Origin of the sequence: Mycobacterium sp. SMC-11 (assembly GCF_046250095.1) — a bacterium.
Taxonomy (GTDB): domain Bacteria; phylum Actinomycetota; class Actinomycetes; order Mycobacteriales; family Mycobacteriaceae; genus Mycobacterium; species Mycobacterium heraklionense_A.
Window position 1 is genome coordinate 4230642 of record NZ_CP176430.1, and the last position, 13043, is coordinate 4243684.

At 68.1% G+C, this 13043-nt stretch carries 13 protein-coding genes; 9 read left to right on the top strand and 4 right to left on the bottom strand.

Features of this window, described 5'->3' with window-relative positions; translation table 11 throughout:
* The first annotated feature begins 39 nt into the window (after window positions 1–39).
* From fadD3 to ACKY0X_RS20150, 9 genes are read left to right on the top strand one after another with little or no spacing between them, the layout of a single operon-like run.
* On the top strand, window positions 40–1584 hold the full coding sequence (fadD3, locus tag ACKY0X_RS20110) for a 3-((3aS,4S,7aS)-7a-methyl-1,5-dioxo-octahydro-1H-inden-4-yl)propanoate--CoA ligase FadD3 (RefSeq protein WP_409427430.1): 1545 nt from the start codon (window positions 40–42) through the stop codon (window positions 1582–1584).
* Window positions 1584–2717: an acyl-CoA dehydrogenase family protein gene (locus tag ACKY0X_RS20115; RefSeq protein WP_409427431.1), complete on the top strand. Its 1134-nt coding sequence runs from the start codon at window positions 1584–1586 to the stop codon at window positions 2715–2717. The genes fadD3 and ACKY0X_RS20115 overlap by 1 nt, the downstream gene beginning before the upstream one ends.
* Window positions 2714–3679 carry an acyl-CoA dehydrogenase family protein gene (locus ACKY0X_RS20120; protein WP_409427432.1) on the top strand — a complete coding sequence of 322 codons (966 nt, stop codon included), beginning with the start codon at window positions 2714–2716 and terminating at the stop codon, window positions 3677–3679. The genes ACKY0X_RS20115 and ACKY0X_RS20120 overlap by 4 nt, the downstream gene beginning before the upstream one ends.
* Window positions 3680–4633, top strand: a complete 954-nt coding sequence (locus ACKY0X_RS20125; protein ID WP_409427433.1) for an acyl-CoA dehydrogenase family protein — start codon at window positions 3680–3682, stop codon at window positions 4631–4633.
* Window positions 4634–4653: 20 nt separating this feature from the next.
* Window positions 4654–5640, top strand: coding sequence for a linear amide C-N hydrolase (locus tag ACKY0X_RS20130; protein WP_409427434.1), 987 nt, complete (start codon window positions 4654–4656; stop codon window positions 5638–5640).
* Window positions 5637–6824: an alpha/beta hydrolase family protein gene (locus ACKY0X_RS20135; protein ID WP_409427435.1), complete on the top strand. Its 1188-nt coding sequence runs from the start codon at window positions 5637–5639 to the stop codon at window positions 6822–6824. The genes ACKY0X_RS20130 and ACKY0X_RS20135 overlap by 4 nt, the downstream gene beginning before the upstream one ends.
* 4 nt (window positions 6825–6828) lie before the next feature.
* Entirely contained in the window at window positions 6829–8004 is a 1176-nt protein-coding gene (locus ACKY0X_RS20140; RefSeq protein WP_409427436.1) for a pyridoxal phosphate-dependent aminotransferase, read from the top strand.
* A gap of 45 nt (window positions 8005–8049) precedes the next feature.
* Window positions 8050–8445, top strand: coding sequence for a heme-binding protein (locus ACKY0X_RS20145; RefSeq protein WP_409427437.1), 396 nt, complete (start codon window positions 8050–8052; stop codon window positions 8443–8445).
* Window positions 8446–8454: 9 nt separating this feature from the next.
* Window positions 8455–9729, top strand: a complete 1275-nt coding sequence (locus ACKY0X_RS20150) for a hypothetical protein (protein WP_409427438.1) — start codon at window positions 8455–8457, stop codon at window positions 9727–9729.
* On the opposite strand, the gene ACKY0X_RS20155 is transcribed toward ACKY0X_RS20150, so the two are convergent.
* From ACKY0X_RS20155 to hsaA, 4 genes are read right to left on the bottom strand one after another with little or no spacing between them, the layout of a single operon-like run.
* Window positions 9724–10194 (bottom strand): hypothetical protein, encoded by a 471-nt coding sequence (locus ACKY0X_RS20155; protein WP_409427439.1) that lies wholly within the window; start codon window positions 10192–10194, stop codon window positions 9724–9726. The two genes, ACKY0X_RS20150 and ACKY0X_RS20155, sit on opposite strands and share 6 nt — an antisense overlap.
* 31 nt (window positions 10195–10225) lie before the next feature.
* Window positions 10226–10777: a 3-hydroxy-9,10-secoandrosta-1,3,5(10)-triene-9,17-dione monooxygenase reductase subunit gene (hsaB, locus tag ACKY0X_RS20160; RefSeq protein WP_207543119.1), complete on the bottom strand. Its 552-nt coding sequence runs from the start codon at window positions 10775–10777 to the stop codon at window positions 10226–10228.
* 20 nt (window positions 10778–10797) lie between these two features.
* A complete protein-coding gene (gene hsaC / locus ACKY0X_RS20165) occupies window positions 10798–11697 on the bottom strand; it encodes an iron-dependent extradiol dioxygenase HsaC (protein ID WP_409427440.1) in 900 nt (299 codons plus the stop codon).
* A 15-nt stretch (window positions 11698–11712) separates the two neighbouring features.
* The gene (gene hsaA, locus ACKY0X_RS20170; protein ID WP_409427441.1) at window positions 11713–12903 is read right to left on the bottom strand and encodes a 3-hydroxy-9,10-secoandrosta-1,3,5(10)-triene-9,17-dione monooxygenase oxygenase subunit; all 1191 of its coding nucleotides are present in this window, start codon (window positions 12901–12903) and stop codon (window positions 11713–11715) included.
* Between the last annotated feature and the right edge of the window lie 140 nt (window positions 12904–13043).

The following is a 13043-nucleotide window of genomic DNA, read 5'->3' on the forward strand; positions in this document are numbered from 1 at the left end:
CGGCGATGCCGAGTACAGCGACGGGGAGGAGCAGCGCCTATGAGTACAGAACCGCAGACCACACCTGCGGCCCTGGACCACATCGCGCGTGCGCTGCCCGACCATGACGCCCTGGTCACCGAGGACAAGCGCTTCACCTACGCGGCGCTGCGCGACGAAGTGCGGCGGGCCGCCGCGGCCCTGATCGCCCTTGGCGTGCAACCCGGCGACCGGGTTGCGCTCTGGTCGCCCAACACCTGGCACTGGGTGATCACCTGCCTGGGCACTCACTACGCCGGCGGCGTGCTGGTGCCGCTGAACACGCGCTACACCGCCGCAGAGGCCACCGACATCCTGTCCCGCAGCAAGGCCAAGGTGCTGGTGGGCATGGGCCGGTTCCTCAAGACCGACCGGCTCACCGAACTGGACCGAGACCAGCTGCCCGACCTGCAGCACGTTGTCCGCGTGCCCGTCGAGGTGGCAGACGGAACCTGGGACGAGTTCATCGCCGCCGGTGCCGCGGTGCCGGCCGCCGACGTCGACGCCCGCGCCGCCGCCGTCGGACCCGAGGATCTGTCCGACATCCTGTTCACCTCCGGCACCACCGGCCGCAGCAAGGGCGTGCTCTGCGCGCACCGGCAGTCGCTGGCCGGCCCGGCGGCCTGGGCGGAGTGTGGTCAGATGACCTCGCAGGACCGCTACCTGTGCATCAACCCGTTCTTTCACAACTTCGGCTACAAGGCCGGCATCCTGGCCTGCCTGCAGACCGGGGCCACCCTGATTCCGCAGGTCACGTTCGACCCGGCCGCTGCGCTGCACGCCATAGAATCCCACCGGATCACCGTGCTGCCCGGGCCGCCCACCATCTACCAGACCCTGCTGGATCACCCCGAGCGTGACCAACACGACCTGAGCTCGCTGCGGTTCGCGGTCACCGGAGCGGCCACCGTCCCGGTCGTGCTGATCGAGCGGATGCAGACCGAACTCGACATCGACATCGTGCTCACCGCGTATGGGCTGACCGAGTCCGGCGGGTTCGGCACCATGTGCCGGGCCGATGACGACGCCGTCACCGTCGCCACCACCTGCGGGCGTCCGATCGGCGACTTCGAGCTGCGGCTGGAAAGCACTGGCGGCGACTCGGATTCCGGTGAAGTGCTGCTGCGCAGCGCCAACATCATGCTCGGCTACCTCGATGACCCGGAGGCCACCGCCGCGGCGATCGACGAGCAGGGTTGGCTGCACACCGGCGACATCGGGACCGTGGACGCGGCCGGAAACCTGCGGATCACCGACCGGCTCAAGGACATGTATATCTCCGGAGGCTTCAACGTCTATCCCGCCGAAATCGAGCAGGCACTGGCCCGCCTCGACGGCGTGGCCGACGTGGCGGTGATCGGCGTTCCCGATGAACGGATGGGCGAAGTGGGCCGCGCCTTCATCGTGCGCCGACCCGGATCGACGCTCGACGAACAAGCGGTGATCGCTTACGCCCGTGAACATTTGGCGAACTTCAAGGCACCGCGATCGGTGACCTTCACCGACTCCCTACCGCGCAATCCCGGCGGCAAGGTGGTCAAGCATGAATTGAGAGAGTGGGCCTGATGGACCTGAATTTCGATGACGAGACCGAGGCATTTCGCGCCGAAGTTCGCGACTTCCTGGCCGCGAATAAGGACAAGTTCCCGACCGAGTCCTACGACACCGCCGAGGGTTTCGAGCAGCACCGCCGCTGGGACAAGGTGCTCTTCGACGCCGGCCTGTCGGTGATCGCCTGGCCGAAGAAGTACGGCGGGCGCGACGCCAGCATGCTGCAGTGGGTGGTGTACGAGGAGGAGTACTTCCGCGCCGGCGCACCGGGGCGGGCCAGCGCCAACGGCACCTCGATGCTGGCGCCGACGCTGTTTGCGCACGGTACCCAAGAGCAGCTGGACCGCATCCTGCCGAAGATGGCCAGCGGCGAGGAGATCTGGGCGCAGGCATGGTCGGAGCCAGAGTCCGGCAGTGACCTGGCGTCGCTGCGTTCGACGGCCACCAAGGTCGACGGCGGCTGGAAGCTCAACGGGCAGAAGATCTGGAGCTCGCGGGCCCCATTCGGCGAGCGCGGCTTCGGGCTGTTCCGCTCCGACCCCGAAGCCCAGCGCCACCACGGCCTGACCTACTTCATGTTCGACCTGAAAGCCGACGGCATCACCGTGCGTGCCATCGAACAGCTCGGCGGCGAGACCGGCTTCGGCGAGATCTTCCTCGACGATGTCTTCGTGCCGGACAACGACGTGATCGGTGTGCCGAACGAAGGCTGGCGCGCCGCAATGAGCACGTCGAGCAACGAGCGCGGCATGAGCCTGCGCAGCCCGGCCCGGTTCCTGGTCGGCGCCGAGAAGTTGGCGGCCATGTGGCGCCAGCACGGCAGCGATCCGGTGTTCACCGACCGCGTCGCCGACGCCTGGATCAAGGCTCAGGCCTACCGGTTGCAGACGTTCGGCACCGTGACCCGGCTGGAGGCCGGCGGTGAGCTGGGCGCGGAGTCCTCGGTGACCAAGGTGTTCTGGTCGGACCTCGACGTTGCCCTGCACCAAACCGGCCTGGACATCCGCGGCGCCGACGGCGAACTCGCCGACGCCTGGACCCACGGTTACCTGTTCTCGCTCGGCGGCCCGATCTACGCCGGCACCAACGAGATTCAGCGCAATATCATCGCCGAGCGGCTGCTGGGCCTGCCCCGGGAGAAGAAATGAAATTCGATCTAGACCAAGAGCAGCGCGACTTTGCGGCCAGCATCGACGCCGCCCTGGGTGCCGCCGACGTGCCCGGCGCGGTGCGCGCCTGGTCGCAGGGTGACGCCGAGCGGGGCCGTCAGGTGTGGAATCAGCTGGCCGAACTCGGCGTGACCGCGCTGGCGGTGCCGGAGGAGTTCGACGGCATCGGCGCCCATCCCGTCGACCTGGTGTTGGCCATCGAGGCGCTCGGCCGCTGGTGCGTGCCGGGGCCGGTGGTGGAATCCATCGCGGTGGCACCGATTCTGCTGGCCGGCTCACCTGATGCCGCATCACAGCTGGCCGGGCTGGCCGCCGGTGAGCTGATCGCCACCGTGGCACTGCCGCCGCACACCCCGCGGGCCCTGGATGCTCAGGCCGCCGACGTGGTGCTGCTGGCCGAGAACGGCCAGGCGAGCACGGCACAGGTCGGCGCCCGCCACGCCTCGGTGGACCCCAGCCGCGGCGTCTTCGACGTGACCGCGACCGGCGACTCCTGGAATGCCGATACCGCTCGCGCCTACGAGTTGGGCGCCCTGGCCACCGCCGCGCAGCTCATCGGGGCCGGGCAGGCGATGCTGAACATCGCCGTCGACTACGCCAAGCAGCGCACCCAGTTCGGTCGGGTGATCGGCGGCTACCAGGCCATCAAGCACAAGCTGGCCGACGTGCACATCGCGCTCGAGTTGGCCCGCCCGCTGGTGTACGGGGCGGCCCTGTCGTTCGCCGACAACTCGGCCGACACGGCCCGCGACGTCAGCGCCGCCAAGGTGGCCGCGTCCGACGCCGCCCTGCTGGCCGCGCATTCGGCGCTGCAGACCCACGGTGCGATCGGCTTCACCAGCGAGTGCGACCTGTCGCTGTGGCTGCTGCGGGTGCAGGCCCTGCGTCCCGCGTGGGGGGATGCGACCGCACACCGGCGGCGAGTGTTGGAGGCGATCTAGATGGCGGCCCGTAACGACGAACGCGACCTGCTGCGCCAGACCGTAGCCGCACTGGTCGACAAGCACGCTACCCCTGAGGCAGTACGGGTGGCGATGGAATCCGAGCGCGGCTACGACGAGACCCTGTGGCAGCTGCTGTGCGAGCAGGTCGGCGCGGCAGCCCTGGTGGTGCCCGAGGAGCTCGGCGGCGCCGATGGCGAACTGGGCGACGCCGCAGTGGTTCTCGAGGAGCTGGGCAAGGCGCTGGTGCCCACGCCCCTGCTGGGCACCATCCTGGCCGAGCTGGCGCTACTGGCCGCCCCCGAGCCCGACGCCGAAGCATTGGAACAGCTGGCGGAAGGCGGCGCGATCGGAGCGGTCGTGTTCGGCGACGACAACACCGTGGCCAACGGTGACATCGCCGAGATCGTCGTGGGCGCCCAGGACGGCCAGTTGCAGCGCTGGACCGAGTTCAGCACCGAGCCGGTGGCCACCATGGACCCCACCCGGCGCCTGGGCCGGATCACCGCCACCGCCACCGCGCCCATCGGGGACGACCCCGGTATCGCGGACTACGCGGCGATCCTGTTGGCGGCCGAGCAGATCGGCGCCGCGGCCCGCTGCCTGGATCTGACCGTGGAGTACACCAAGAGCCGGGTGCAGTTCGGCCGGCCGATCGGCAGTTTCCAGGCGCTCAAGCACCGGATGGCCGACCTGTACGTGGCCGTGTCGGCAGCGCGCGCCGTTGTCGACGACGCCATCGCCGAACCTTCGCCGACCTCGGCCGCGCTCGCGCGCGTGGTCGCCAGCGAGGCGTTCAGCAAGGTCGCCGGCGAGGCCGTGCAGCTGCACGGCGGTATCGCGATCACCTGGGAAAGTGACATCCAGCTGTACTTCAAACGCGCGCATGGCAGTTCACAGTTGTTCGGCCTGCCGGCACAGCATCTTCGCCGGTTGCAGGCCGAGGTGCTGTAGCAGCCCCGTACGGTAGCCGCATGTGCACCCGACTGGTTTATCTCGGCCCGAACGGCAACATCATCACCGGCCGGTCCATGGACTGGAAGCTGGATCTGGCGACCAATTTGTGGTCGTTGCCGCGGGGCGTGAAACGCGACGGCCGGGCCGGGCCGAACTCCGCCACGTGGACCGCAAAGTACGGCAGTGTGGTGGCCACCGGCTACGACATCTGCACAACCGACGGCTTGAACGAAGCCGGGCTGTCCGCCAACCTGCTCTGGCTGGCGGAGTCGGTGTATCCGAAGTACGACGGAAGCCGGCCCGGACTGTGCATCTCGGTATGGGCGCAATACGCCTTGGACAACTTCGCCACCGTCGCCGAAGCCGTCGCAGCGCTGAGCACCGAGGCGTTCGATGTGGTTACCGACGGCGTCCCTGGCGAGGACCGGTTGGCCACCCTGCACCTGTCACTGTCAGACGCGACTGGTGACAGCGCGATCGTCGAATACGTTGACGGCAAGCAGGTGATCCACCACGGGCGGCAATACCAGGTGATGACGAACTCGCCACTTTTTGATCAGCAGCTCGCGGTCAACGCCTATTGGGAGCAGCTCGGCGGCACCGTCATGCTGCCGGGCACCAATCGGGCCGCGGACCGGTTCGCCCGGGCTTCGTTCTACGTCAACGCGATTCCGAAATCCGACGACATGAAGATCGCACTCGCCTCGGTACTCAGCGTGGTGCGCAACGTGTCGGTGCCGTTCGGCATTTCTACACCGGGCGAGCCGAATATCTCCTCGACCCGCTGGCGCACGGTCGCCCACCACACCCGCAAGCTGTACTGCTTCGAGTCGGCGCTGACGCCCAACGTGTTCTGGGTGGATCTGGCCAAGCTCGACTTCGCCGAGGGCGCCGCGGTACGCAAGCTCGACCTGGGCTCCGACGACAGCAACGTCTTCGCCGGGGAGACATCGTCGGACTTCGAAGTGGCCGAGCCGTTCACCTTCCTGGCCCTGAACACATGAGCGTGGCCCGCCGCCTGGCTGCCGCCTCGCTGTCAGCCGGGCTGGTCGCCCTGACGCTGGCCGCACCGGCAGCCGCCGACCCGGGGCCGCAGTGGTCGAGGCTGGACGCCCGCGCGTACGCGGGTCCCATTCCCGCCGAGGGGGATCTGATCGCCTCGGTGCCGCTCGACCCGGCGTTGTCGGTGACCGGCGCCGCCAATGCATTCCGGATGCTGTACGCCACGCCCGATCAGCACGCCCGGCCCGCGGTGAGCACCGCCGCGGTCTTCGTGCCCCGTGGGGCGCCCCCGGCCGGCGGGTGGCCGGTGATCGCTTGGGCGCACGGCACCGTCGGCCTCGGCGACGACTGCACCCCCTCGGCCCGGCCACGCATTCCCCGCGACAACGAATATCTGTCGCACTGGCTCGACCAGGGTTATGTGGTGGTCGGCACCGACTACGTCGGGCTCGGCACGCCAGGGCTGATGAGCTATCTCAACAGCGCCACCGAAGCGCACTCGGTGATCGACTCGGTGCGAGCCGTCCACCAGCTGGACCTGCCGCTGTCCCCCAAGTGGGCGATCGTCGGCCAGTCCCAGGGTGGCGGCGCGGCGATCAACAGTGCCTGGTGGGCCGGCAGGCTCACCGCCGGCACCGGCCTGGACTATCGCGGCGTGGTGGCCACCGGGACGCCGGCCAACATCGAACGGCTGGTCATGGAGGCCGGACCCGATCTGCCGCCGCAGTCGGTGCCGCCCGCGGCGATCAGCTACACGTCCTACATCGTGGCCGCCCTGCGCGAAGCGCTTCCCGAGATTCCCCTCGACAGTGTGCTGACTCCCCGCGGACGCGAGCTGGCAGACCGGGCGGAAACGGTGTGCAAAACAGAGCTGGATCAGCAGGTGGCGGGAACCACGCTGAATGAGCTGTTCAGCGCGCCGGTGAATTCGCTGGACGGCATCGGAGCGGCGCTCGATCGCTTCATGGGCACCCCGACCGACGGGTATGACCGGCCGATATTTCTCGGACACGGCCTGCGCGACACCGACGTGCCGCCCCGGTCCAGTCAGACGCTCTATCAGCAGCTGATCGACAACGGCCAGAATGTCGAGCTGCACATCTATCCCGACCAAGACCATTCGGGCACGGTGCTCGCCTCCATGCCGGACTCCACCCGGTTCCTCCGTCAACTGATGACAGGGTGATTGCATGACCAATCCTCTCGACCGCACGGCGCTGCGCGCCGGTATCCCGCCGTTCCACGTGATGGACGTATGGCTGGCCGCCGCCGAACGCCAGCGCAGCCATGGCGATTTGGTGAACCTGTCGGCCGGCCAGCCCAGCGTGGGTGCGCCCGAGCCGGTGCGTGCCGCCGCCGCGGCGGCCTTGCAGGCCAACGAACTGGGCTACACCGTCGCGTTGGGCATCCCGGAGCTGCGCTCGGCCATCGCCGGCTCATACGCCGACCGCTACGGGCTGTCCGTCGACCCCGACGACGTGGTGGTGACCACCGGCTCGTCGGGCGGATTCCTGCTGGCGTTTCTGGCCTGTTTCGACGCCGGCGACCGGGTGGCGATCGCCAGCCCCGGCTATCCCTGCTACCGCAACATCCTGACCGCGCTGGGCTGCGAGGTGGTCGAGATCCCGTGCGGGCCCGAGACCCGCTTCCAGCCCACCGCAGCGATGTTGGCCGAGATCGAAGGGCCGTTGGCCGGGGTGATCGTCGCCAGCCCGGCCAATCCGACCGGGACCGTCATGGAGCCGGCGGAGCTGGCCGCGATCGCCGCCTGGTGCGACGCCACCGGGGTGCGACTGATCAGCGATGAGGTCTACCACGGCCTGGTCTACGACGGCGCCCCGCAGACCAGCTGTGCGTGGGAGACGTCACGAAACGCGGTGGTGGCCAACAGCTTCTCGAAGTACTTTGCGATGACCGGCTGGCGGTTGGGCTGGCTGCTGGTGCCGCCGGCACTGCGCCGCGCGGTGGATTGTCTGACCGGCAACTTCACCATCTGTCCTCCGGTGCTGGCCCAGTATGCGGCGGTCGCCGCGTTCACGCCGGAGGCGATCGCCGAAGCGCAAGGCCACCTGCGGCACTACGCCGCCAACCGGGAGCTGCTACTGAGTGGGCTGCGGAGCATGGGCATCGAGAAGTTGGCTCCCACCGACGGGGCGTTCTATGTCTATGCCGATGTCGCGGAGTACACCGACGATTCGCTGTCCTTCTGTGCGCGCCTGCTGGCCGACACCGGTCTTGCGCTGACGCCGGGGGTCGACTTCGACACCGAGCGCGGCAACACCTACGTCCGGCTCTCGTTCGCCGGCCCCACCGCCGATATCGAGGAAGCATTGCGCCGACTCCGCGGTTGGCTGCCGCTCCGGTAGGTTTACCTTCCAAGCTGGAAATACCTGATCGAAGGGACCACTGCTATGCGCATCACCACGACTTCCCGCCTGGCGCTCGGCGCGGCAGCCCTCGGCATCCTCGGGGCGGTGGCCGCATCCACGCTGACGGCCAGCAACCCGGCCGACGCCGCACCTGGAGCCTGCACGGCCGCCGGGCTCGCCAACACTGCCAGTGGCGTGTTGAGCCAGGCCGGCGGATTCCTCAATGACCACCCGGAGACCAACGACGTGCTGACCTCGGCGGCCACCATGCCGGCGGACCAGGCCAAGTCTTCGGTGCAGGGTTACTTCATCGGTCACCTCGACCAGCTGGCCACCCTGCAGGGCATCGCCCAGCCGCTCACCGACCTGAAGAGCCAGTGCGGCATCGCGGTCTCACCGACCCAGCTGGCCACCCTGCTGGAGACCGTCAGCAAGTAGGTCGCCGCCTTGGCCCTGGCGATCAATGACCACGAACGAGCCGCGCTGGCGCAGGCGGCCGGTTTCGGGCTGTTCGCCGCGATCACCGGACGCCGGTCGCGGCGGTTCCCCGTGGGCGGCACCATTCCGGCCGGTGCGCTGGCCTACACGAGCCGCCGTCCGGTGCAGCCGTTGTCCGAGGTCGAACGGGCGCTGCTGCTGTCGCTGATGGCCGGGACCACCGGTTGGCACGACGGTATCGCGCACCATCCCGGGTACGCCCCGGCGCTGCCGAACTACCCCGGCAGCGCCACCGGGCGGGCCATGCCGTCGGCGGCGGGATTTCACACCAGCCAGTTGTTCTTCACCGACGACACCGGCTGCTACCTGCTGCCCACTCGCGACCAGCCGCCCCAGCCGTTCGAGACCGTCGAACAGTGGATCAGCCACACCGCTGATTCCTATGTGCGCCTCTCGGATTCCCGCCTGCAGCTGCCCGCCGAAGAGCCCTACATGGAGGGTCACAACACCTGGATCGGCAACCACCCGGGCAGTCTGCTGGCATTCAACGTGGCAGACCTTTCCGAACACCTACTGGAGAACCTGTGGTTCTTCGCGGCCAACGGCTATCCGATCACCGATGACATCAACGGCCGCGACATCCCTGGGCTGCAAGGGTTTTCCGGTTTGGCGCACGCCGACGACCCAATACCGCTGTCCTTCGTGGAGCAGTACACCCTGACCGAGGCCAGCGCCGAGCTGTCCATCGCGGCCCACAATGGAGCACTCGGCTTGCAGGCAATGGGTTTGGGCGGCTGGATCTTCGACGGCCTGGACCGGTTGTCGGTGCTGGGCGGCTCCGGCGACCCGCGCGCCCCCGGGCTGGGATTCGTCGCCGACACCGATCCGCGCTGGCCGTTCCCGAATGTCACTGGCTTACCCGGCCACTTCGAGACGCTGTCTCCCCCGCATGTCGCATCGGTCGCCGAGGGTGTGCGCAAGCTGGTGGCCCGCAAGTTCGGACCGGGCGGGCCATCACACCCCGACACCCCGGGGCCGTGGTCGGACAGCGCGGCAGTGCGCGGTTCGGCACTGCCGCCGGACGGCATCGCCGAACTGGTCACCTGCGAGGCGTCCTACATCTACGACACCTTCGGCAAGCTGCCGGGCACCGTCCCGACCGTGCACGTGCTGATGTACCTGCAGGCCCAGCACCTGGACACCGACTTCTACGACGAGTTCTATGGCCCGGGAGCGTATCTGCGCACGCACGCCGAGCACCAGCGATGCTGGCACGGCTCATGACCGCCGGCGAACTCCCCCGACGACGGTGTAAGCCAGCCCGACCGCCAACAAGGCGAACTTGGTAAGTGCCGCGCTACGCGCACGCTGGGCATTCGTGTCGACGTCGACGCCGTCGAGGGCCTTGAGCAGTGCCACCCCCTCGAGCGCATCGCCGGCGACCGCCCCGATCGGCAACAGCCGCAACAAGGTCGGATGACCGTGGCGACTGCGGACATGCTCGATGAGCAACAGCGCCGAGGCCCCGTAGGTGAGCATGTAACCGAAGTCGAGCCACAGGGACCACCGTGCCCACCGCCGGCCGTCGGCACCCCAGACCGCCAAGATCTCCTGAACTCGTTGGGCATTGCCGGCCAGCTCAAAGCCGATGATGCCGGGGCCACCCGTCTTGCGCATCCCGCGCTCCAGCACCAGCATCACCGCGGCGTAGGCGAGCGTCGCCACCGCCGACCAGCCAAGTCGCTTCACCCGGTGCATGGTAGCCACCGGTGCGGCAGTTCTACAGCCAGGTGTCGTCGGTGGTGGCGGTGAGGAACGCCTCCAGGTCGTCGCGCCAGTGCGCCGGAGTGGTCTTGTCCGGCTCGATGCCGGTGTAGTCGCCGCGATAGAACAGCAGCGGCCGCGGCTTCACCTCCGGGACATCCGACAGCGACTGCACCGCACCGAACACCACGAAGTGGTCGCCACCGTCGTGCACCGAGGCCACCGTGCAGTCGATGTGGGCCAGGGACCCGGCCAGGATCGGCGAGCCCAGCGGGGACGGGTTCCAATCCACCCCGGCGAACTTGTCCGGTTCCCGCGAGCCGAAGCGGGCGCAGACGTCCTTCTGCTCCTCGGCCAGGATGTTGACGCAGAACTTTCCGCTGGATTCGATGGCCTGCCAGGACCGCGACTGCTTGGTCGGGCAGAACAGCACCAGCGGTGGGTCCAGCGACAGCGCGGCGAATGACTGACAGGCAAAGCCGACCGGCACATCCTCATCCACGGTGGTGATGATCGTGATGCCGGTGCAGAACTGGCCGAGTACGTTGCGGAACGCACGCGGGTCGATCGAGAGGTCGTCAGTCACTGCTACTGCATACCCACAGTGAAGTCATGTCCCCAGAGGCTGACCGCGGTGCTCTCCCTGGCCACCCAGTCGTCGTCGTCGACCTCGAGGCCCTCGCAGCCGAATTCGATCTGAAAACCGCTGGGCGCCTTCATGTAGAACGACAGCATCTTGTCGTTGACGTGCCGCCCCAGGGTGGCGGCCATCGGCACCTTGCGACGGTAGGCGCGGTCCAGGGCGAGCCCGACGTCGTCGGCGCTCTCCACTTCGACCATCAGGTGCACGATTCCGGTCGGAGTCGGCATGGGCAGGAAGGCCAGGCTGTGGTGACGCGGGTTGCAGCCGAAGAATCGCAGCCAGGCCGGGTCGCCGTCAGCGGGGCGGCCGACCATCTGCGGGGGCAGCCGCATCGAGTCACGCAACCGGAAGCCGAGCACGTCGCGGTAGAAGTGCAGCGCCTCGGCGTCGTCCTTGGTCGACAGCACCACGTGGCCCAGGCCCTGCTCTTCGGTGACGAACCGGTGGCCGTAGGGGCTGACCACGCGGCGGTGCTGCAGCGCCACCCCGTGGAAGACCTCCAGGTGATTGCCCGACGGGTCGTCGAACGCGATCATCTCCTGGACGTTGCGCTCGGCCAGCTCCGCGCCGGTGGCTTCCTTGTAGGGCGTGCCCTCGGCTTCCAAGCGCTGCCGAATCTCCTGGAGCCCTGCAGCATTGGCACATTCCCAACCGGATACCAGCAGCCGGTCGGTGTCTCCGGGCACGATCACCAGCCGGGCGGGAAACTCGTCCATCCGCAGGTACAGCGCCCCCTCGGTGGCACCGGATCCCTCGACCATGCCGAGGACCTTCAACCCGAAGTCCCGCCAGGCAGCCATGTCGGTGGCCTGGATCCGCAGGTAGCCCAATGATCGGATACTCATCGGCAGTACCTCCGATCAGACCATGGTGTCGCCGGGCGGCAACCCGAACTCGTGGTTACCGAAGATCATGTATGCGCGCTCCGGGTCGTTAGCGGCGTGCACCCGACCCGCATGCGCGTCACGCCAGAACCGCTGCACCGGAGCGTCGTTGGACAGCGCGGTGGCACCGGCCGCCTCGAAGAGTCGGTCGATGGAGGCGATGGCCCGGCCGGTGGCACGGACCTGGTCACGCCGGGCGCGGGCCCGCAGCTCGAACGGGATCTCCTGGCCGGCGGACAGCAGCGCGTACTCGTCGCCGACGTTGCCGATCAGCTGACGCCAGCCGGCGTCGATGTCACTGGCGGCCTCGGCGATCCGGACCTTGGCGAACGGGTCGTCCTTGGCCTTCTCCCCGGCGAACGCCGCACGCACCCGCTTGCCCTGGTGCTCGACGTGTGCCTCGTAGGCGCCGTAGGCCATGCCCATGATCGGCGTCGAGATGGTGGTGGGGTGAATGGTGCCCCACGGCATCTTGTAGACCGGCGCGGTGTTGGTCTGGTAGCCGCCGGCGGTGCCGTCGTTCATCGCCCGGTAGGACAAGAAACGGTGCCGCGGCACAAAAGCGTCCTTGACCACGACGGTGTTGCTGCCGGTGCCGCGCAGGCCCACCACGTGCCAGACGTCGTCGATGCGGTAGTCGGAGATCGGGATCAGGAAGCTGCCGAAGTCGACCGGCTTGCCGTCCTTGATCACCGGGCCACCCAGGAATGCCCAGGTGGCGTGGTCGCAGCCCGACGACCAGTTCCACGAACCGTTGACGATGTAGCCGTCGGCGGTTTCGGTGACGACACCGGCGCCCATCGGCGCGTAGGACGAGGAGATCCGGACGTTGGTGTCCTCACCCCAGACGTCTTCCTGGGCCTGCTGGTCGAACAGCGCCAGGTGCCAGTTGTGCACGCCGATAATGCCGGCGACCCAACCGGTGGAACCGCAGGCACTGGCCAGCCGGCGCACTGCCTCGTAGAACAGGGTCGGGTCGCACTGCAGGCCGCCCCACTGCTCGGGCTGCAGCAGCCGGAAGAAACCGATGTCCTCGAGCGCCTTGACGTTGGCGTCGGGCAGCTTGCGCAGGTCTTCGGTCTCCTGGGCGCGTTCGCGCAACTGCGGCAGAAGGTCGTCGATGGCGGCCAACACCGACTGCGCGTCACGCTGTTGAATGGACGTCACTAGATTGCCTCCCAGAAGTGAACAGGTTCTTCCGGCCCGTTTTCCAACCAGCCTAGAGTGAGATTAGAACACGTTCCGTTTTGTGTCGAGCGGGGTGTTCCTGCAGTTGGTAGCAATACCAGACCACTTTTCTGTAACCT